General features: G+C 39.5%; 23 protein-coding genes. 10 read left to right on the top strand and 13 right to left on the bottom strand.

Annotation, left to right across the window (positions count from 1 at the left end; all coding sequences use genetic code 11):
- The first annotated feature begins 285 nt into the window (after positions 1-285).
- The 3 genes from FHK89_RS02740 (at position 286) to FHK89_RS02750 (ending at position 2,036) form a co-directional block, all read left to right on the top strand.
- Positions 286-798, top strand: coding sequence for a hypothetical protein (locus FHK89_RS02740; protein WP_230656508.1), 513 nt, complete (start codon positions 286-288; stop codon positions 796-798).
- 298 nt (positions 799-1,096) lie between these two features.
- A complete protein-coding gene (locus FHK89_RS02745) occupies positions 1,097-1,426 on the top strand; it encodes a hypothetical protein (RefSeq protein ID WP_230656510.1) in 330 nt (109 codons plus the stop codon).
- Between the two features lie 151 nt (positions 1,427-1,577).
- Positions 1,578-2,036 carry a hypothetical protein gene (locus FHK89_RS02750; RefSeq protein ID WP_230656513.1) on the top strand — a complete coding sequence of 153 codons (459 nt, stop codon included), beginning with the start codon at positions 1,578-1,580 and terminating at the stop codon, positions 2,034-2,036.
- Between the two features lie 193 nt (positions 2,037-2,229).
- Here the strand turns inward: FHK89_RS02750 and FHK89_RS02755 are convergent, their stop codons facing one another.
- The 9 genes from FHK89_RS02755 to mrdA all read right to left on the bottom strand — a co-directional run bounded on the left by FHK89_RS02755 (position 2,230) and on the right by mrdA (position 10,192).
- Entirely contained in the window at positions 2,230-2,655 is a 426-nt protein-coding gene (locus FHK89_RS02755; RefSeq protein ID WP_230656516.1) for a ClpXP protease specificity-enhancing factor, read from the bottom strand.
- Between the two features lie 126 nt (positions 2,656-2,781).
- Positions 2,782-3,420 carry a glutathione S-transferase N-terminal domain-containing protein gene (locus FHK89_RS02760; protein WP_230656519.1) on the bottom strand — a complete coding sequence of 213 codons (639 nt, stop codon included), beginning with the start codon at positions 3,418-3,420 and terminating at the stop codon, positions 2,782-2,784.
- A gap of 214 nt (positions 3,421-3,634) precedes the next feature.
- Positions 3,635-4,351 carry a cytochrome c1 gene (locus FHK89_RS02765; RefSeq protein WP_230656522.1) on the bottom strand — a complete coding sequence of 239 codons (717 nt, stop codon included), beginning with the start codon at positions 4,349-4,351 and terminating at the stop codon, positions 3,635-3,637.
- The gene (locus FHK89_RS02770) at positions 4,351-5,556 is read right to left on the bottom strand and encodes a cytochrome b (protein ID WP_230656662.1); all 1,206 of its coding nucleotides are present in this window, start codon (positions 5,554-5,556) and stop codon (positions 4,351-4,353) included. Before FHK89_RS02770 ends, FHK89_RS02765 begins: the two co-directional genes overlap by 1 nt.
- A gap of 23 nt (positions 5,557-5,579) precedes the next feature.
- The gene (gene petA / locus FHK89_RS02775; RefSeq protein ID WP_230656525.1) at positions 5,580-6,164 is read right to left on the bottom strand and encodes a ubiquinol-cytochrome c reductase iron-sulfur subunit; all 585 of its coding nucleotides are present in this window, start codon (positions 6,162-6,164) and stop codon (positions 5,580-5,582) included.
- 273 nt (positions 6,165-6,437) lie between these two features.
- Complete coding sequence (gene rpsI / locus FHK89_RS02780; protein ID WP_230656528.1) at positions 6,438-6,827, bottom strand: 30S ribosomal protein S9; 390 nt, start codon at positions 6,825-6,827, stop codon at positions 6,438-6,440.
- Between the two features lie 10 nt (positions 6,828-6,837).
- The gene (gene rplM, locus FHK89_RS02785) at positions 6,838-7,266 is read right to left on the bottom strand and encodes a 50S ribosomal protein L13 (RefSeq protein ID WP_230656530.1); all 429 of its coding nucleotides are present in this window, start codon (positions 7,264-7,266) and stop codon (positions 6,838-6,840) included.
- A gap of 212 nt (positions 7,267-7,478) precedes the next feature.
- Positions 7,479-8,216, bottom strand: a complete 738-nt coding sequence (rsmD, locus tag FHK89_RS02790; RefSeq protein WP_230656534.1) for a 16S rRNA (guanine(966)-N(2))-methyltransferase RsmD — start codon at positions 8,214-8,216, stop codon at positions 7,479-7,481.
- Between the two features lie 2 nt (positions 8,217-8,218).
- Positions 8,219-10,192 carry a penicillin-binding protein 2 gene (mrdA, locus tag FHK89_RS02795; RefSeq protein WP_230656537.1) on the bottom strand — a complete coding sequence of 658 codons (1,974 nt, stop codon included), beginning with the start codon at positions 10,190-10,192 and terminating at the stop codon, positions 8,219-8,221.
- Between the two features lie 539 nt (positions 10,193-10,731).
- On the opposite strand from mrdA, the gene FHK89_RS02800 reads away from it, so the two are divergent.
- From FHK89_RS02800 to FHK89_RS02830, 7 genes are all read left to right on the top strand, one after another.
- On the top strand, positions 10,732-12,063 hold the full coding sequence (locus tag FHK89_RS02800; RefSeq protein ID WP_230656539.1) for a hypothetical protein: 1,332 nt from the start codon (positions 10,732-10,734) through the stop codon (positions 12,061-12,063).
- An 85-nt stretch (positions 12,064-12,148) separates the two neighbouring features.
- The gene (locus FHK89_RS02805) at positions 12,149-14,254 is read left to right on the top strand and encodes a heme lyase CcmF/NrfE family subunit (RefSeq protein WP_230656543.1); all 2,106 of its coding nucleotides are present in this window, start codon (positions 12,149-12,151) and stop codon (positions 14,252-14,254) included.
- Positions 14,247-14,852: a DsbE family thiol:disulfide interchange protein gene (locus FHK89_RS02810; RefSeq protein ID WP_230656547.1), complete on the top strand. Its 606-nt coding sequence runs from the start codon at positions 14,247-14,249 to the stop codon at positions 14,850-14,852. The genes FHK89_RS02805 and FHK89_RS02810 overlap by 8 nt, the downstream gene beginning before the upstream one ends.
- Before the next feature lie 32 nt (positions 14,853-14,884).
- A complete protein-coding gene (locus FHK89_RS02815; RefSeq protein ID WP_230656550.1) occupies positions 14,885-15,469 on the top strand; it encodes a cytochrome c-type biogenesis protein in 585 nt (194 codons plus the stop codon).
- Positions 15,469-16,770, top strand: a complete 1,302-nt coding sequence (gene ccmI, locus FHK89_RS02820; RefSeq protein ID WP_230656552.1) for a c-type cytochrome biogenesis protein CcmI — start codon at positions 15,469-15,471, stop codon at positions 16,768-16,770. The genes FHK89_RS02815 and ccmI overlap by 1 nt, the downstream gene beginning before the upstream one ends.
- Positions 16,771-16,876: 106 nt before the next feature.
- Positions 16,877-17,527: an adenylate kinase gene (gene adk, locus FHK89_RS02825; protein WP_230656664.1), complete on the top strand. Its 651-nt coding sequence runs from the start codon at positions 16,877-16,879 to the stop codon at positions 17,525-17,527.
- 121 nt (positions 17,528-17,648) lie between these two features.
- Positions 17,649-18,191, top strand: coding sequence for an alpha-ketoglutarate-dependent dioxygenase AlkB (locus FHK89_RS02830; RefSeq protein ID WP_230656554.1), 543 nt, complete (start codon positions 17,649-17,651; stop codon positions 18,189-18,191).
- A 70-nt stretch (positions 18,192-18,261) separates the two neighbouring features.
- Here FHK89_RS02830 and secB read toward each other — a convergent pair whose 3' ends face one another.
- From secB to rsgA, 4 genes are all read right to left on the bottom strand, one after another.
- Entirely contained in the window at positions 18,262-18,717 is a 456-nt protein-coding gene (gene secB, locus FHK89_RS02835) for a protein-export chaperone SecB (RefSeq protein WP_230656556.1), read from the bottom strand.
- 200 nt (positions 18,718-18,917) lie between these two features.
- Positions 18,918-19,181, bottom strand: coding sequence for a glutaredoxin 3 (grxC, locus tag FHK89_RS02840; protein ID WP_230656558.1), 264 nt, complete (start codon positions 19,179-19,181; stop codon positions 18,918-18,920).
- 166 nt (positions 19,182-19,347) lie between these two features.
- On the bottom strand, positions 19,348-19,779 hold the full coding sequence (locus tag FHK89_RS02845; RefSeq protein WP_230656666.1) for a rhodanese-like domain-containing protein: 432 nt from the start codon (positions 19,777-19,779) through the stop codon (positions 19,348-19,350).
- Between the two features lie 253 nt (positions 19,780-20,032).
- Entirely contained in the window at positions 20,033-21,142 is a 1,110-nt protein-coding gene (gene rsgA / locus FHK89_RS02850; RefSeq protein WP_230656560.1) for a ribosome small subunit-dependent GTPase A, read from the bottom strand.
- Between the last annotated feature and the right edge of the window lie 34 nt (positions 21,143-21,176).

Genomic DNA, 21,176 nt, shown 5'->3' on the forward strand with positions numbered 1-21,176 from the left:
TAGCCAATCCTGCTGTCCGCTTGTATCTACTCAGTTAGGCGGGGCAGTGACACAGTTTGCTGTGTTGCTGTTGCCTCGACACCATCGCAAAACTTAGTCACTGCAACCCGCCCAGCCGAGTAGTATACCGCTACCATCAGGGCTAGCGGTCACATCGGCTATCTATTTTATATTTATCGTTGTTCAGGGTTTAGCATGTTTTACGAACAGTAGTAGTTAGGTAAATGGTGCTTGGAATGTACCTTACGAACTGATATTTAAAAATGGAAAATAGGAGGTGCGATAATGATCGACAAATTAGATATTTACGCTCAAGCAGAAATTGGAAAATCGTTAGCAGGGTTTCAACTTGGTTCAAAGTTAGAGTTATATCTACCTTATATACATGAAACAATTGATGGTAAACAATTAGGATGGAATATAAATATCCCAGCTAATAATGAAGGTATTCTACTTTATGAATGGACAGCGTCATATGGGAGTGGTTATTCTATCTTCATCAAAAAGCCAAAAATAGAGTTGCTTTTTACGGATAAAGGAAATTTAAGTCATATTATTGTAGGACAAGGATATAAAGGAGAAATATTTGATGGCGTTAAAATTGGAGATAAGCTAGCTGATATAAAGCACGATTTAGTTGTAGATAATACTGAGCCACTACATTACTTATCAGATGGTCAAGGTGGAATAATTAGGGGAATTTATTATGCAGCAGGTGGTTTAGAATTAGCAGATGATCCTGATGCGATTATTGAAACTGTTTGTGTCTATAGTCAATTCAAGATAATACTGTTATAAGGAAAACGAGTGATGGTGTACAAGTAGTACTGCGAGCGAGTTTGACGACATAACAGTTTTGTATTGAGCCGACTATATGATGATAATCTTGATTAAACATTTTTTAGTAGTATGAATAAAGTATGAGCTATATCAGGAGGCTACTTGATAAGCATGCCACTGCAACCATCATCAGCCAGTTTAGGCATGAGAGAATCTAGACAGGTTTGGTTTGATTATTATCGTCAAGTCGCTTGAGTAAACTCTCTCAATTTGAGGTCTACAGTTTTGACAGCAGGGATCATTAAGGTGGTTTAAAATGTATTCAATTATGGTAGCTTTTAAAGAAACCAAAAGCCTTGAGTTTATAATTGGTTCTGCTATGTCCTTAAGCTTTATATATCAGCCTGCTAAAACTTTGAAACTTGATGTTATATTAATGATAGATGAAGATAAATATATTACCAAAATTAGTGACATAGATAGCTTTAAAAAAGAGATATATCAATTATATGATTTTTGGATAAATCCTGATTTTAAGATAAATAACTTAAGACCAATGGAGATTTTTATAAAAGAGTTGGAGGTTTTTTGTATAAAAGTAAACTCAATACCATCTAATGAAATAGATTATATAACTTTGTTTTAGTGTGACACTAATTATCTAGCCATTAAGTAGTTAATGATAATTATTATTAACTATCTAGTAGGTATTTGAAGGAACAGCATCTGATGATTTGCTTAACCTACTTGAGAATGCAAACATACCTTGTAAATTTATTGATAAATAGGAAAACAGTATGAGCAAGAAGATGGTAAATAAAGAAGAAGCATTTGATTTATTTCAGTATTGGCTTATGGATAGTCCTGACGCAATAGAAAGAATGATGGATAGACTGTCAGCAGAAGTCAAAAATCAGCTTGATTATTCTGTTGAATCATTGGATGTTTTAGAAGCCTATCTACTAAGTCAGTATGCTAGTATTGATGAAATCAAACAAGAACCACCTGACATATTAAATGGTTACGCTATTTATGTGGGTGATACGTTTAGAAAAGTAGCAAAGTCTCTAACTAAAAGAGAGCCTATTAAATGGACTATTGAGTTAGATGATACAGATAACGCTTATTATAATATCCCCATTATAAGATTAGGTGCTTACGTTAAGTGCCCACTGACACTTGTCACGTCTAGTTTGGATAGAAGACGTGGAAATTATATTTCTACCATTTTAAAGAATTTTCTCGAGGACTCATAAAAAATATGATTTGAAAGAGTTTAACTAATTGGCTTACCGATAAGCCATTGGTTACTTAAGCCAACTTAAAACCTATACATTTGTTACCAACTTTATAGATTATTATGTCTAACAAGCCCCCTACCAATTAATACTGATAGGGGGCTTGTTCGTGATAGCATCATAAATTTATTTTAATATCTATTTTAAAAAATTACTTCAGCACCTTAAGCCCTGCTGTATTTGTCCGTTTTGGTTTTTTATCAGCCGTCGCAGGTTTATCAGATTCTTCTGGTTGATAGTGGTCGTATTCATTGGGGTCAAAGAACATGCCTTGTGAATTTTCCCTAGCATATATGCCCATAACTGCCTGCATCGGTATCCACAAATCACGAGAAACGCCACCAAAGCGCGCGCTAAAGCTAATATATTCATTATCCATGTACATATTGCCTGTTGCACGACTGGCGATATTAAGCACGATACGTCCATCTTGTATGTGTTCAGTGGGAACAACCACATTATCAATGGTTGTATTGACCATTAGGTAAGGGGTCAGGTTATTATCTTCAATCCATTCATAAATCGCACGCACCATATAAGGGCGAGTAGGGGGTAATGATAAGTCTTGTTCAGACATGGTGAGTTTCCTTATTTAAAATGATGTAGAAAATGGATAATTTTAGAGTCAACTATAAAACAAATAACTATTTAATCACCATCATCAGTAGTTAAAAATAATGGTAAGTAATTTTTAATAGTAGTTTCAAGGTAAAATTATACCACTACCTTTAGCAATGCTTAGCTGAAAGCTTTGGCGTTCAAATATGCGCTGTTGATATTCTACCAAAGCTCGGCAAAGATGACTGGGTAGCTCAATCTCCATATTACCTAAATTATATAACAGTGGTGAAAGTAGGACGTCACACCAGCCATAGTTATCTGCCATAAAGTAGCTGAATTGTGCAAACAATGGTGACAGCGTTAATAAAGTATCACTTAAGCGTTTACGAGCAATGGCAGCTTGTTTTTCATTGATGCTATCGGCGTGAGTCAATAATATGCGCCCCAGCTTTATCCAATCATTTTGAATCCGCCAAGCCAATTGCCGATGTTCGGCGCGTTTTTTGGGTGTATCGGGTAGCAGTTTATAACCATGATAACGGTCTTCAAGATACTCAAAGATGACATTGATTTCATACAATGAAAAATCACGATGCACCAATACAGGTAAAGTATTATAGGGGTTTAATTCTGCCAAATCTTCAGGGCGTTCACTGTCTAATAATGATAAGTAGTGGGGGAGTTTTTTTTCTGCTAGTAATAGACGCACCACATGGCTGTCGTATGCATTATCAGCATACAATATGAGTTGACTGTCAGGAATGTCGTTTGGGTCAATCATAAAAGGCAATATCTAAAATGATTATTAATCAAGCATCGTAACCAAAGTTGTGACGATTAGCAATAGGGACTTGTAGAATATGGTAATTGCTGGTTATCAGAAGTAATTATACAACATCTCACCAAAACTGCTTGATAAAAGAAATAGCATAAAAAAAGGCGATGAATGCATCGCCTTTTTTGTTATTGCTATATTATATTTTTAATACTCAGTATTAATCTACATCTTTCCAGAATTCTTTATTGAGTAAGTATACTGGAATGAATAAGGCAGCTAAGAATAATAATACATAGAAGCCATAGGTTTGGCGATCATGACGAGCAGGTTCACCCATCCAAGTCATAAAGTTAACTAAGTCACCAACACGGCTACGGTATTCTTCTTCACTAAGCTGAGTTTGCAAATTGTGCAGTACATGCGGCATGGCAGCATTATGTAGTACTAAGTTATTTGCACCCCAAGGACGGCTTGGATCTTCATAAAAACTTAACAAGTAAGTATAAACCCAATCCTCACCACGTAGACGAGTCTCTAAAGACAAGTCTGGGGGCGGTGCACCAAACCAACCTGCTTGGGTATCAGGATTAATATCAGCTGTGATATGTTCACCAATCTGATCTGAGGTAACCAATAGATACTTTTCTACCAACTCAGGTGGTATCTCAAGGTCTTTGGCAACTCGAGAATAGCGCACATATTTTGCTGAGTGACACCCTACACAGTAGTTGACAAACATGGTTGCACCACGTTGTAGTGAGCCTTTGTTGGTAAAGTCAACAGGGGCTTTTAGGCATGATAAATGCTCTTCTACCCCTTCAGCATTGGTAAATGTACCACAACCATGACCACCTGCTGCCATTGCTGAGTTTGCACCCAAAAGTAGTGCTGCGCCTAGCCCAAAGCCAGTTAATGATTTAATAAGTGCTTTCATTAGTGACCTCCAGTGACACGTTCAGGTGGCTGCTTGCATTTCTCAATTGAGGTATAAATAGGCATCAATAAGAAAAACAAGAAGTATAAGATAGTACAAACACGAGCCAAAAGGGTTGCAGTAGGAGTGGCTGGTGTTGCACCTAAATAACCCAAAATTAAGAAACTAATAGTAAAGATAGTTAATGCAATTTTGGACAAAATACCTTTGTAACGTATCGACTTAACAGGAGAGCGATCAAGCCAAGGTAATAGGAACAAGACAGCAATCGCACCACCCATTGCAATGACACCACCAAGCTTATCAGGAACTGCCCGTAAGATGGCATAGAAAGGTGTGTAATACCATACTGGTGCAATATGAGGTGGTGTTTTTAGCGCGTTTGCAACTTCAAAGTTTGGTGGCTCAAGGAAATAGCCGCCACCTTCTGGGAAGAAGAAAATGACACTAAAGAAAATCATAAAGAAGACAACAATACCAACCATGTCATGCACAGTATAGTATGGATGGAACGGAACGCCATCTAGTGGTACACCATTTTTGTCTTTGAGTTTTTTGATGTCGATACCATCTGGGTTGTTTGACCCAACATGGTGCAATGCGACTAAATGCACGAATACTAAACCAACCAGTACTAATGGTATAGCAACAACGTGCAAGGCAAAGAAACGGTTTAGGGTAATACCAGAGATCAGGTAGTCACCTCGTACCCATTCGGCAAGACCATCACCAATGACAGGAATGGCAGCAGGTAGGTTCAAAATTACCTGAGCACCCCAAAATGACATGTTACCCCATGGTAATAAGTAACCAAAGAAACCCTCTGCCATTAAGCATAGGTAGATACCCATACCAATGAGCCAGATGAGTTCTCTAGGCTTTTTATATGAACCATAGAGTAAACCACGGAACATGTGTAGATAGACGACCACAAAGAATGCAGATGCGCCTGTGGAGTGCATATAGCGAATTAACCAACCGCCTTTAACATCACGCATGATGTATTCAACAGAGGCAAAAGCACCTTCTGCACTTGGATTGTACATCATTGTCAACCAGATACCTGTGACCAGTTGGTTGACCAGTACCACCATCGACAACACACCAAAAAAATACCAAAAGTTGAAGTTTTTTGGTGCATAGTATTTGGACATGTGGTATTCGTAGGTTTCTGTCGCTGGGAAACGTGCGTCTACCCAGTGCATCATCTTTTTACCAATACTCATGATTATGCCTCCCCAACCGTCAAGATAGTTCCATCTACTTTATATTCTGGGATAGGTAAGTTCAGGGGGGCAGGAACACCTTTGAATACACGTCCTGCTAGGTCATATTTTGAACCATGACAAGGACAAAAGAATCCACCAAACCAATCATTACCACCCAAGTCTGCTGCACCTACTTCTGGTCTAAAGTTTGGTGCACACCCTAAATGGGTGCAAACACCTTCACAGACCAAAACTTCAGGTGTACGTGCACGCTCAGTATTTTTACAATACTCAGGCTGTACAGATGCAGCAGATTCAGGATCACTTAACAGGGGAGCTACTTTGTCCAAAGTAGCTAACATTTCGGGAGTACGACGTACAACATAGATAGGTTTACCACGATATTTCACGACAACCATTTGTCCTGGCTCAATGGAACCTATATCTTGGCTAACCGGAGCGCCTGCTGCTTCAGCCTTGGCACTTGGATACCAAGAACGGACAAAAGGTGTCCCTACCGCTGCAACACCAACTGCGCCTATAGCGGCAGTTGAGGCAATCAATACTCTACGGCGTTTAACATTAACGCCTTCGGCATGGCTCATTAAAACTTCCTCCAGATGAATGAAATGGGAATATCCCACACTGGGTTTGTAACGCTATCGAAGGATGAAAAATAAAACATAGACCCAATCGTGAGGTCTATTGATAGGTTACATTAGCTGTGCCTTTTTTTGCTAATTGTGTCTATTCTAAGCTATTTTCGTTATAAAATAAATTATACCATTAAAAAATAAAAAAACCCTTGAGTCAACAAGGGTTTTTTATGTTTTATCGTAAAAATATAAGAATATCTGCGATTTCTCGTACTTTTTGGATTAACGTTTAGAGAATTGTGGACGTTTACGTGCTTTACGTAGACCCAATTTCTTACGTTCAACTTGACGAGAGTCACGAGTTACAAAGCCAGCTGCTTTTAGTGCAGGCTTTAATGTTTCGTCTGCTTCAATCAAGGCGCGAGTAATACCGTGACGAATGGCACCTGCTTGACCATTGATACCACCACCTTTTACAGTGATATAAGCATCATAGCTGTCAGTAGCATCTAACAATTCTAATGGCTGACGTACAACCATACGAGAAGTTTCACGACCAAAGTATTCATCTAGTGGTTTACCGTTAACAACAATGTTACCAGTACCTTTTGATAAAAATACACGAGCGGTAGATGTCTTACGACGACCAGTTCCGTAGTTAGTGTTTTCCATAAGTCTCTCCTTAGATATCTAATTCTTGAGGTTGCTGTGCTGCATGCGGATGTTCAGAACCTGCATATAGCTTCAACTTCTTGATGGTTGCATAACCAAGAGGACCTTTTGGCAACATACCACGTACTGCTTTATAAAGCACTTCTTCAGGCTTATGAGCAATCAGTTTGGTAAAGTTAGTCTCTTTGATACCGCCAGGATAACCGCTGTGGCGATAGTATTTTTTGTCTTGCGCTTTTTTACCAGTGACAGCAATCTTGTCTGCATTGATAACAACAATAAAGTCGCCAGTATCAACGTGAGGTGTAAAAGATGGCTTATGTTTACCGCGTAAACGTAGCGCGATTTGAGTCGCTAGGCGACCTAGTGTTTTGCCTTCAGCATCAACGACATACCAGTCGTGAACGACATCAGCGGGTTTGGCACTAATAGTTTTCATGATGAAACCTTAAGTTTAGAGTAGTTGAGAGTAGTTGGGGGAAACGGGGCTCTCAAAAAACAGACGAGCATTATAGGACTTTGGCTATAAACTTGCAATACAATTCATGTTGATTCGGCAAAAATAAGAATAATAATCCCAAAAAATCACTATTTTGTATCTTTTTATATTTTTAGGCATATTTAATGGTGCTATTTAAAGTGATTTTTAAATTAACTTTGTTGGTTAAGTTGTATTAATGATGCATTAATTTGTCCAACTTTGGTCTGTTTGATGATGTTTATTAAGGGGAATAATTCGGCTAGGGTATCTTGCAAAGGGCGAGTATCTTCGATATAAATTAAGCTTGTGCTATCAATATATTCGGCATTTATTAGTGCTGATAAGATGGGTTGCCATAGATTAAGCGCATAGGGGGGATCAATAAAGACAAGATCAAATCTAGAAGGGCTATCAGTTTGTATGATCTGTTTATTTATAAGCTGTTTATTACTGATAAGGGTCTGTGCTTCTCCATGAATAATATGATATTGATTGGATTCAAGTTTAAGCTGAGTAGCAGATTGTTGTAAACACTGTACTTGCTGCGCATTGGTCTCAATCAATGTTATCTGTGCTGCCCCTCGAGACAAAGCCTCAAAGCCCAAAGCACCACTACCTGCACAGGTATCTAGGACTTTGGCGTCATATATATAGGGAATTAGCCAGTTAAAAATGGTTTCTTTTAGGCGATCGGGTGTTGGTCGTAGACCGTCAGCACTGATAAATTTTAGATTGTGCCGTTTATAACGCCCACCAATGATTCTGACTTGGCTGCTTTGTTGTTTATAGGAACGCTCAGTTTTGCTACTGTTTTGTTTATAGGAAGATGGTTTTATGCCTTGTTTTCTGTGTTTAGCAAAAGCTGATTTCTTTATTTTTTGATGGGCAGATTTATAAGAAGATGTCATTTTTATTCTTGGCTCCCTTCAGCTGCTGAATTTTGTGTTTCAGCTTCTGCTTTTTCTTTAGCTTCTTCAGCGGCGCGGCGAGCTGCTTTTTCTTCTGCCTTTTTGGCTCTGTTAGCAGCGATTTCTTCTGCTGTGGGTGGCAATATAGGATCTGTTGGACGTTGCAGTATCCAGTAATCGAGTAATTTACGTGCAATCGGTGCAACCCAGCCACCATGACGTCCATTTTCAACAATCACGGCAACCGCAATTTGTGGATCTTCTACTGGTGCAAAAGTGACAAATAAACCATGATCCCAATGACGTTCGTCTAAAGCTGCTTCATTGTAGCGTTGACCTTGAGCAATGGATTTGACTTGTGCGGTTCCGGTTTTGCCAGCAATGCGATAAGTTGGGGTATAAATGCGTCTTGCTGTGCCATGCGAGACAGTATTTTCCATGGCTAAGTGCATTTTTGTCCAGTCAGATTCATCACCATTAAATTCAATTTTGCCATCAGGTTTTTCAATGGGTTGTACTTTAACTTTGCCTGTAGAGTCTTTGAGCAAGTGGGGAATAATATGCTGTCCTTTATTGGCAGTCATGGCGGTGGCAGCGGCTAATTGTAGTGGTGTGGCGAGAAAATAGCCTTGTCCAATACTAACAGAGATGGTTTCACCGGGTAGCCAGTCTTTATCATAGGTATCTTTTTTCCATTTTGGTGATGGCATCACTCCAGATTTTTCATTGGGCAGATCGATACCTGTAGGTGAGCCAAAGCCAAATTTAATCATCCAGTCATGTAGACGCTGAATACCCAGTTGATATGAGAGCTTATAGTAGTAAGTGTCTACTGATTCAGTAATGGATTTGGTTAGATTAACCGTGCCATGTCCGCTTTTTTTCCAGTCACGAAAGCGATGCGTATCACCAGGTAGGGTAAAGTATCCTGGATCATAAATGGTGCTATCCCAGTTCATTACGCCATAATGAATACCGCCCAAGCCTTCAAAGGGCTTAATGGTAGAGCCAGGTGGGTACATGCCTTGTAAGGCGCGATTATATAGTGGTTGATCAGGGTCATCACGCAGATCGCCATAATCTTTAAAAGAAATACCTGAGATAAAGGGGTTGGGGTCGTAGCTTGGGTTGCTGACAAAAGCCAGTACAGCCCCATCTTTGGGATCAATGGCAACGACTGCGCCTCGTCTGCCATTGAGCTCATCTTGTGCCACTTTTTGTAATCCATAATCTAAGGTTAGGTAAATATCATTGCCTGGAATGGGTAAGGTGGCATCAAGTTTGTTTAGCACTTCACCATGTACATTGGTCTCTACTGCTTGGTTGCCCGGTTGCCCTAATAACAAGTCCTCATAGTATTTTTCAATACCAACTTTGCCAATTAGATCCGTACCTGCATAACGTTCTTTATCCAAAGTTTTGGTTTCTTTATCATTGATACGCCCAACATAGCCAATGACATGGGCAAATAGTTCATCATAAGGATAGGTGCGGGTAAGTTTGCTTTGAATACTTACCCCTTTGAAAAAAGGTTTGCGCTCACTAAACTGTGCCACTTGTTGCTCATTGAGGTCAATTTGAATGGTGACAGGGTCGTTTTTATTTTTATCAATGCGTGCCAAGATGGCGGTGATATCATCGTCACTTAAATCAAAAATAGGTGCTAATAAAGTCAACGTTTGTTTTGGATCCTCGACTTCATCAGGACTGAGCATGGCAGTAAAAACAGGCTGATTGTCTGCTAAAATAATACCATTACGATCATAGATATAGCCACGACTTGGTGGATCAGAGATGAGTTTGATGCGATTTTTATCGGATTGGGTTTGATATTGATCGTAAGCATAAACTTGTAGATAGCCATATCTGGCAACCAAAATGGATAAACCTACCAAAATAAAAAAACTGGCAAAATATATGCGGTGGGCAAATATTTTGTTTTCTTTTTCGATCTCTGAAGCTATGGGTTTTTTCATGAAAAAAATATCACTATGGAAGAGCAGCGGGGCAGGGGATGACAAATTATGGAAAAGTTAGGGTTGAGATGGTTACTTAAATAAAATAATACAAATAAAAAATGATAAAGCCTAACTTTAAAAGTGTTTATTATAGCATTAACAACCATAACGCAAACATAGCATAAGGTTTTATCAAAAAACTGACAAAATTTGCGCTAATGTTTGTGGTTGTGAACGTAGTGTAATAAATCAGCAGTGATAATTGGTATTTGTGTATTTATTTTGACCAGTATCTCAAGCATATACCTAGCACCAGTAAATATGATAAAATCTAACGTTTAAATGATTTTGCCCATAGTTTACTATGGCGACTGTCACAAAAACATATTATTAAATGCCAATAATTTATCAATAATTAGCACTCAGTTGTTTTTATTAAGGTTTTTAATATATGGCTTTCAATTATTTTTTAATCTTTCGTTTTTTAATCTGTCATGGATGCTAAGTTGTGTTCTGAACTTAGACTTTTATCATAATACGAGGCTCATCAATCAATTATGTGGTCAACAATTTGGCAAACATTATCTGAGCATCCTGAATTTATTGCGATGCTGACCATTCCGCCAGTAACAGCTTTTGTGACATGGGTGCATGTGTGGATGGCATTGCAAATGCTATTTTATCCCATCAAGTTTTGGGGTATTAAAATTGCAAATATGCCCTTTGGATTGCCCGGTATTGGCTGGCAGGGTATTGTGCCACGCAAAGCAGGCAAAATCTCTGGTGTTATTGTCGATCAGACGTTATCTAAGCTAGGCTCGTTAGATGAATTTTTTCAGGCGATGGAACCTGAGGAAATGGCAGATTTTATTACTCAGTCTGTGGATGCAAATCTTGATGAGTTAATTGATGAGATTATGAATGAGCGTTCTGAGACGCTATGGAGTAATATACCTTTTGCGGTGCGGCGGCGTATTTATGCTTATGCGCATCAAGAGCTGCCTAATATCATGCAGTCGATGGTTGTTGATATGACCTATCAGATTGAAGATTTGGTGGATATGCGGCAGATGATTGTACGCACCATGGAAAACGATCGTCGCTTGATGGTGAAGATGTTTTTGAAAGTCGGTCAAAAAGAGATTGATTTTATTTGGCATATTAGCGCTTTGATTGGATTTGTGTTTGGCATCGTGCAGATGTTTATCTTTTTAATTTTACCCCAGCACTGGACTGTGCCTTTTTTTGCTGCTATTTGGGGTTTTATGACCAATTGGATTGCCATTTGGATGGTGTTTAATCCTGTCGATCCTGTGCCTGTCCGCTATATTAAGTTTTTCCGTACCTCTAAAAGTTTTCCTTTTATCATGCCACAAATGCCACATATTGCCACTTATCAATGGCAAGGTGGTTTTATGAAACGTCAATCTGAGGTTTCAGAGGTGTTTGCAGAGATTGTGGTGAATGAGTTGGTGACTTTAGAGAACATCATGAATGAGATGATGTATGGTAGCCGAGCTGCATTAACGCGTGAGCTGATGAAAGATCATTTATACGATGTGCTGGAATCACCTATCGTCAGTACCACGCTGCGTATTGGTTTGGGTCGGCGTGAGTTTGGGCAGCTTAAAAACTCCATTATTGATAAGTCTATTGATGCCACCATGGTGCCTATCCGTGATCCAGAGCTCAATGAAAGTCGAGCCAGTAAGATATTTGGTTTATTTCGTGATCGTCTCAATGCACTGTCTTCGCATGAGTTTCAAAATCTATTGCGACCAGCCTTTCGTGAAGATGAAACCACACTGATTATTTTAGGTGGTCTCACAGGATTTTTGGCAGGTTGGTTGCATTTGGTCTTAGTGTTTTTCCCGATGTCTGGTCATTAAGTTGTTGGTTTTTAGCGTTGATTTTTAATGTTGATTTTTTCGCTTGCAGCTTTAATCAATCTAGGCACAGAGTAATAGGTAATGTATGTTAATCACAGAGTTGGGATATTTTGCCCTGATAGCAGCGATGATGTTGGCGGTGCTACAGGTAGTTTTGCCAACGTGGGGCGTTGTGCGCTCGCAAGTTTCTTTGCAGCGGTTAGCACCCAGCTTAGCATGGGCACAGCTAGTGGCGATGTTATTCTCGTTTGTAGCACTGATGGCGGGCTTTTATTACAATGATTTTAGTTTGTTGTATGTCACTGAGCATTCTAATACTTTATTGCCGTGGTACTACAAGCTGTCTGCGACATGGGGTGGGCATGAAGGCTCTTTGTTATTGTGGTTGACCATATTGGCTGCATGGTGTGCTTTGGTGTCACTATTTAGTCGAGGTTTGCCATTATCCATGCGTGCACGTGTGTTGGTGATTTTGGCAGCCATTCAGCTAATGATGTTGATGATGCTTATTTTTACTTCCTCACCCTTTGATCGCACATTACCTAATTTGCCTATTGATGGTGCGGATCTCAACCCTGTATTACAAGATCCTGGGTTGATTGTGCACCCGCCTATTTTATATATGGGTTATGTGGGTATGGCAGTTCCTTTTGCCTTTTGTTTGGCAGCATTGTGGGCAGGGCGGTTAGATGCAGTGTGGACACGCTGGTCTCGACCGTGGGCATTGGCAGCATGGGGATTTTTAACGCTGGGTATCGCTTTGGGCTCATGGTGGGCTTATTATGAGCTTGGTTGGGGTGGCTGGTGGTTTTGGGATCCTGTTGAAAATGCCTCATTGATGCCTTGGCTGGCAGGTACTGCATTGATTCACTCATTAGCAGTGACAGAAAAGCGAGGCGTGTTTAAAGCATGGACAATCATGCTGGCTATCTTTAGTTTTGCATTGAGCCTGCTGGGTACGTTTTTGGTACGCTCAGGTGTGATCACCTCAGTACATTCCTTTGCTGCTGATCCAACTCGAGGTCTTGCCATCTTAATGATATTGGGTATGGTGATTGGTAGTGGACTGCTGATGTTTGCTCTACGTGGCTGGCGATTGACAGTGGAGAGTCACTATCAATTAAAATCACGTGAGACACTACTTATCATTAACAATATTATTATTTTAATTGCTACCTTAGTGGTGCTATTGGGTACGCTATATCCGATCATTGCTGATACCTTTGATTTAGGACAGGTTTCGGTAGGGCCTCCTTATTTTAATGCGTTGTTTGTACCCTTGACATGGCTGTTGTTATTAGTGATGGGTATGGGGGCAAATATTCGCTGGAAAAAAGACAGCCGACCATTTTTGGGTGTGGCGATGGTGATTGTGATTAGCAGTGCTTTATTGGCAGGTATTGTTACCTATTTACTCACACAAAGTTTGACTGTGCAGATATTCATTACCTTAGCTTTGAGTGGTTGGGTATTGGCATGGCTAATATATGATGTGGGTGATAAAACAAAACATGCCCCATCAAGACTGCAAGGTATTAAGAAACTGGCACCCAGTTATTGGGGTATGCAGATTGCTCATATTGGGGTATTGATATCTGCCATTGGTATTGGTGTGACCAGCCAACTAAGTGTTGAAAAAGATGTGGCAATGGCAGTGGGTGATAAGGTGGTTGTTGATATTGGTATTAGCCAATATGAGTTTGAGTTACGTGAGTTTCGTCAAGTGCAAGGCAGTAACTATGATGCCACACAAGCAGAAGTTAAAGTATCTCATGATGGTCAATATGTGACAACTTTATATCCAGAAAAACGCCATTATGTGGTCAGTCAGATGCCCATGACTGAGGCAGCGATTGATGCCAGCTTATTACGAGATGTTTATATTGCCTTAGGTGAGCCAATCAGTACGCAAACTACGCTGAATGCTCCCGCAAATCATAGCGCATCATTAGATGATAAGTGGGCAGTACGTATTTATGTCAAGCCATTAGTGCGTTGGTTGTGGCTGGGTGCATTGGTGATGGCATTTGGTGGTTTGCTGTGTTTATTAGATAAGCGTTATCGCTTTAAGCCAAGTCGACGCAACAGTAAGTCAGCATCAGCGACTAAACAAGATGCGAAGTTGGTTAATGATTCTGTAAGCCAGTTATCCTCTGAAAATACGATAAAATCAGGAGTGCGTCATGTCTGAGCCTGTTATGAAAAAATCTCAAGTAAAACTGTGGTTTTTAATTCCTTTTATCCTATTTTTGGCATTTATTGTGATGATGTTTTTTCGTTTAGGGAAATCCACAGAGATTATCCCCAGTAATGCGCTAAACAAACCTGTGCCTAGTTTTAGCTTGCCATTATTAGATGAGCGTAGTTTGACAGACAATGCGCCAGTGGTGAGCAATGCGGACTTACCAAAACAGCCTTATTTAATCAATGTCTGGGGCTCATGGTGTCCGACTTGCAAAATAGAGCATCCGTATTTGATGCAGCTAAAACAAGAGGGCATACCAATCGTTGGGATTAACTATAAAGATGAGCCACAAGAAGCGTTAGCTTATTTGAGCGAGCGTGGTGATCCATTTGCCATTAATATACAAGATTTGTCAGGTGGTTTTGCCATTGATTTGGGGTTAACAGGTGCACCTGAGACTTTTTTGGTGGATAAGCAAGGTAACATTCGTCAGCATATTGTTGGCGAAATTAATGAAGGAAACTGGCAGGATAGAATTCTGCCTTGTTTGCAGACTTTAAATAACACCACTGAGCAAAGCAAAATTGCTGAGGTATGTGTATGAAACCGTACCTATTAAAAATGATCATAACTTTTATGTTTAGCATGATGATGTCAATGTCATTGCTAAGTGTGAATACAGCCATGGCAGCCATAGATGTGTATGAGTTTGATACACCGCAGCAAGAAGCACAATATCGCGGTTTGATTGCTGAGTTTCGTTGCCCTAAATGTCAAAATCAAAACTTAGCAGGTTCAGATGCGCCCATTGCACAAGATTTAAAACAAAAAACTTATGAGATGGTAAAGGCAGGACAGAGTGATGCACAAATACGTGAGTATATGTATGATCGCTATGGCGACTTTATCAGCTATAAACCACCTGTGCGTCCCTCTACGTGGATATTGTGGTTTTTTCCACCCTTGCTATTACTATTGCTTGTAATGGGTTGGGTATGGCGCACCAAGCGTCAAAGTAAGTTAGCTGTGGTAGCACCCTCAACAACTCAGCACAAACAAATGCCAGCAGATAATGCTCATCAAAATACAGATGCTGAGCAGATAGAACGTGATCATAATACAGAGCAATCACAAGTTGCTTCAAAATTGACAGTTGAAGAACAAAAAGCTTTGGCAGCTTTACTGGCAGCACATGATACGCCTGATAAAGGAGATAAGTAATGGACAGTACCGCCATATTTTCTACTTTTGGGCTTTTTGTAACCTTGGCTATTACTTTAAGCGTGGTATTGGCTTTGATTGTGCTATTGCCTTGGTTACGTCCTCGTACTGGCTTAGATAATCAATTAATCAAAGTCAATATCGATGTATTTAAAGATCGATTGGCAGAGTTAAGTGCTGACTATCAAGCAGGGGCAATAGATGCCAGTAGCTACCAAACGCAAAAAACTGAACTTGAGCGGCAGTTATTACAAGCAACTTATGAGCAAGATGACACCCTATTGCCTGCCAATAAAAAAAGCCGCTTAATTATATTAATATGGTTGCCATTATTGATGGCAATGGGTTATGTCTTGGTGGCTGATAGAAGCAGTGTGTATACGCTTTGGCAGGCAGAAGATAGTGTGGGTCAGGTAGCAGATGATTTATTAACCTCCAAAATAGATGCTCCGCCTGACTGGGCGACAAAAGATAGTGTTGCGCTTATCTCTGCCATGCAGACCAATGTATATCGTCATGCGTATGATCCTGATCGCTGGGTGCGTCTCGCAGAGTTATTTGGTTCACTGCAAGCCGATCAGCAAGCAGTGGAGGCATTGTCTCGTGCACACCGCCTTGATCCACAAAATGATGCCATTGCCACCGCTTATGCACAGAGCAGTTTTTTTGCCAATGGCGGTATGCTTGATGCAGATAGCCATAAAGTATTGCAAGGTGTGTTGATGCGTCACCCTGATCATCAAGGAGCACAAATGCTGATGGCAATGGGAGAAGCACGAGCAGGTAACTATGAAGTGGCGCAAGCTTGGGTACGTAAACTGCGTGCCAATATAGCCAATAAATCAGGTGATCACAGTGCAGCTCTTGCCAGTCTTGATGAACTCAGTGAGACCATACGTGGACAGCAGCAGATGGCAGAAACGCAAAAACAATCACAAAAATCTTATGAAGTTGCTGTTAGTGTCAATAGTAACTTATTGCCTTTGATTCATGAATCAGATGTGCTATTTGTAAGTATCCGTGATGTCAATGGTGGCCCTCCATTTGCAGCAGTGCGTTTGCCAGCAGGACAGCTACAACAAGGTGGCATAACTACTGTGCAGATTGGTGATCAAGATGCTATGATGGCAGGGCGTGATTTATCAAGTGCGATCAACCAAGGGCTAAAACTGGTTGTTTCTGCTACAATTAGTGCAAGTGGTCAGGCGATTAGCCAATCAGGTGACTTGTCAGCAACACCTATTCCCTTGCAAGATGATGGAAATCAAATTAATATCGAGATAAATCAGCAAATTCCGTAATGGATCATCAATTAAGGAGTGTATTGGAGATGGACTTCTTTGTTGATTTTTTATTTAAAATTTTATATGACTTTTTTATTACTTAAATAAAGGATAGTTTATTATGATGCGTATAATTTTGCTTGGCCCTCCTGGAGCGGGTAAAGGTACTCAGGCTCAGTTTATTTCTAAAGAGTTTGATATCCCACAAATATCGACAGGTGACATGCTACGAGCTGCCATTAAAGAAGGGACAGAGCTTGGTAAACAAGCAAAAAGTATTATGGATGCTGGTGGCTTGGTGTCGGATGATCTGATTATCAACTTGGTCAAAGAGCGTATTGCTAAGCCTGATTGTGTGAATGGCTGTATCTTTGATGGTTTTCCACGTACCATTCCACAAGCAGAAGCTTTGGTTGATGCTGGTGTAGATATTAACCATGTGGTCGAAATCAGTGTGCCTGACGATGAAATCGTTAATCGCTTGTCTGGTCGTCGTTCACACCCTGCGTCTGGTCGTGTTTATCACATCAAACACAACCCACCAAAACAAGAGGGTATTGATGATGTCACAGGCGAGCCATTAGTACAGCGTGATGATGATAAAGAAGAAACCATTCGTGAAAGATTATCTACTTATCATCAGCAAACCTCAAGCTTGGTTGGTTTTTATCAACAAAAAGCTGAGCAAGGTGGTAATGCACCAAAGTATCATAAGTTTGATGGTACACAAAATATTGATGTGGTCAAAGAACAAGTATTGTCTGCTTTAAGATAATAAAATAGTATCTATTTGACTACTTATTGATATAAAAGCCCTGTTTTTTAACAGGGCTTTTTGTTTTAATTTGCAGTGTAGATAATAATTTGTATATTTGTATAAATGATGAGAAACAATAATGAATGATGTCATACCACATATTAAATTCTATCAAGATTTTTTAGATAATAAATTAGCAGAAGACTTATTTTTACAATTGGTAGCACAGACTGATTGGCATACACAAATGGCGACAAGATATACTGCTAGTTTTGGTGTGCCTTACACTTATTCTGGTATGACATACAAAACATTAGATATGCCTAAAAAAATAAGACAGATAGCACAGGTAATATCAGACTTATTAGCACTGGATATTAATAATTGCTTATTAAATTTATTAAATTATTACTTAAACGGTAGTAGTAAAATGGGATATCATTCAGATGATACTAGCCAATTAGTTTATGGTACGGGCGTAGCCATTGTGTCGCTTGGGGCTACACGAGAAATGTATTTTAAATATAAACAGGATAATACAATAACATACCAACAACGCTTAACATCTGGAAGTCTTCTTTATATGAATGACCATGTGCAACAGCATTGGTTACATGCCATACCAAAATGTGAAACAGATAAGGGGCGTATTAGTTTGACCTTTCGGCAAATAAAGGAATAAAAAAAGACCGCTTACAGTAAGCGGTCTTTTTGCTAAATTTTCTATACTACACTAGATTACATCTACTATATTAAGCATTGCCTTCGCCATCAGCTTCTTCTAATTGCTGCTGACTTTGTGCAAATGCTTGGTCAAAGTTAACTGGCGCAAGTAGTAACTGTGGGAAGCTACCACGAGTGACGATATCACTGATAACTTCACGCGCATAAGGGAATATAACATTAGGACAGTATGCACCTAGGATTTGTGCTAACTGCTCTTCAGGAATATTTTGTAGTAAGAAAATACCAGCTTGATGTACTTCAGCAACAAAAGCTGCTTTGTTATCATTTTTTGCGGTGACGCTGACGGTTAATACCACTTGATAGTGGTCATCATCAAGTTTTTCAGCATTGGTCGCTAGATTAATGTCCAACTCAGGCTTCCATTCTCTAGTAAAAACTTCTGCACCTGGTACTTCTAGCGACATATCTTTTACATAAATACGCTCTAGTGCAAGTTGTGGTTGGGCTTGTTCTTCAGCCATGAGAAACTCCTTATAATTAATTGGTTATGAAAAATTGTTAAAAATTGGTTATTAAGGTAAATTAAAATTTATGAATTTATATTTATAAATTTCCTTACTGACTTAGTATGTTTGTGTACAAACTAAGCCAAAAAATATAAAAACAGTCCTATTAATAATCAAATAGCATATTTATGATAGTTATTGATTTTGTAAACGATTTAACCGTTTAGCATTTCATCAAGTTTGCCTTCTTGATTAAGTTTGTTGAGTTCATCAAAACCGCCCACAAAGGTTTCGCCAATAAATATTTGTGGCACAGTACGGTAGTTATTGGTTTTTTGCATCAATGCCATTCGTTCCTCACGACTCATATCATGCATACCAATTTCTTCATAATCTACCCCTTTAGACTTTAATAATTGCTTGGCATTGGAGCAATAAGGGCAGATGGGGGTGGTGTATACCTTGACAGCAATACTCATAAAAATCCTTATAATATGAATAATAAAAGTGGAAAATCTTTAAAAGTTCTATTAGCTATTCTACAGTTTGTTATGATTCTCAACAAGACCATTTATTAATATCTGTGGCTAAAGTAAAGATGGGGGTAAGCCAAATAAAATTCAACTAAATTGGGCGGTTAAAATTCTACTTTTTTAGTTTTGCTTTGCCATCTACTACTTTTCCCTTAGCTGTCTTTGCGCCAACAAGAGGCATACCAGCAGCTTGCCAACCACCAATCCCACCATCTAAACGAAAGACATTGGGTTTGCCAATCAGTTGTACTGCTGCACTTGATTGTAATCCCATATCACAAATAACAATAATCGGTTCTTCAATCGCTTTTAACTCATCTAAATGGTCTTTTAACTGAGTGAAGGGTATGTTACGGCTGCCTTGAATATGTCCTGTATTAAATTTTTTATTGGCACGAATATCCACAAGTTGTGCATTTTGTGAGTTGACCATTAGCCCAAGCGTGTTTGGTGATATTTTCTTACCACTGCTCTTGTTCTCTAAGGTAAAAAACAACACGATGAGTACACCAAGTATGCCAAATAAAAAGGGGTGATTCCCCATAAACTCAAGCCAACGATTAAAATCCAAAATATTTCTCCAAACTTAATGCTAGATGTTAACTAGGTGTTAATAAGTCGCCATTATACCGATAAGCCCAATAAATTGCACCCACTCACCTTGTTAGCATGTCATGCTAATAACATGATATAGTCAAAGAACTACTAAACAGCTACGGTGTTGCCCTCGTTTGCTGTACTAACTGTACTGTCTTCACTCGGTCGCCTTGTATCTGTTTTAGTATTCTTCGTCTATATTAATAATGCTGGGTATCTGCCTCTTCTTGTAAGGTAACCAAACTCTCAACCCGCCGTTGTAATACCTCACCCTCTGCCACCGCTTGCCATAATGCACAACCTTTGCTGTTATGGGTATGTTTACAGTCTCGAAACTTACAACGCCCTGCTAGAGGAGCAAGCTCCACAAATCCTGCCAAAATATCATCGGGGGTTAAATGCCAAATGCCATATTCTCGAATACCAGGGGTGTCAACAATACCACCTTGATTTAAATCATCAGTAACAAATGGCAGTAATCGACTGGTGGTGGTGGTGTGTTGCCCCAATTTTGAGTTGGTTGAAATGACATTGACACTTTGTTCTGAGTTGGGTAGTAAAGCATTGATTAAACTACTTTTACCAACACCTGATTGCCCTGCAAAGATAACCATTTTATTTTTGATTTTATGTTCTAAATCTTGCAAGCTTTGTTGTTTATCCTCGCTGATAATTTTAACAGTTTCAGGACAATCTACCGAAGTTTTGACAGTATCATAGCCAAGCTGTTGATACTCGGTAAGCAGATTAGCAACCTCTTTGTATTGTGCTAATGATAATAAATCGGCTTTGTTTAATACCAATAGAGGCGTCACGTCGGCATGGTGGCAAACCACTAAATAGCGGTCTATCAGATTGGGTGCAGCCATTGGTAGGGGGGCAAATACAATGGCAAGGATATCAACATTTGCAGCTACTGGCTTGAGCTTATGATAGCGGTCAGGACGAGAAATCAGCGAACGTCTAGGTTGTACCGATTCAATGCGTCCCAGCCCTGTATTAGGGTCAGCAATCCAGCGTACGTTATCGCCTGTGGCAAGCATCGGAAGGTTGGTGCGGGCATGACAGCGCCAAATATCATGCAGTTCAATGGGTTGCCAAAAGGGTTCGGGTTCGCCATCGACAACATTTGGTTTTTGTGGTTGCTTAGCAGGCAGGCTGGTGACTTGTATTTCAAGCTGTTTGCCATAATGTGCCATTACCACACCATCAATTAAATTATTGGTATTATCGTCTTGATGGGCTTGTTGTTGCTTTTCAATACGGCGAATTTGTTGTTTGGAGAGTTTGCGCTGTCGAATTAATGCCATAATATCCTAGTAGTCAGAATTAGATAATAAGAGA

The sequence above is a fragment of the Psychrobacter sp. I-STPA10 genome, from assembly GCF_021012795.1.
Classification (GTDB): Bacteria; Pseudomonadota; Gammaproteobacteria; order Pseudomonadales; family Moraxellaceae; genus Psychrobacter.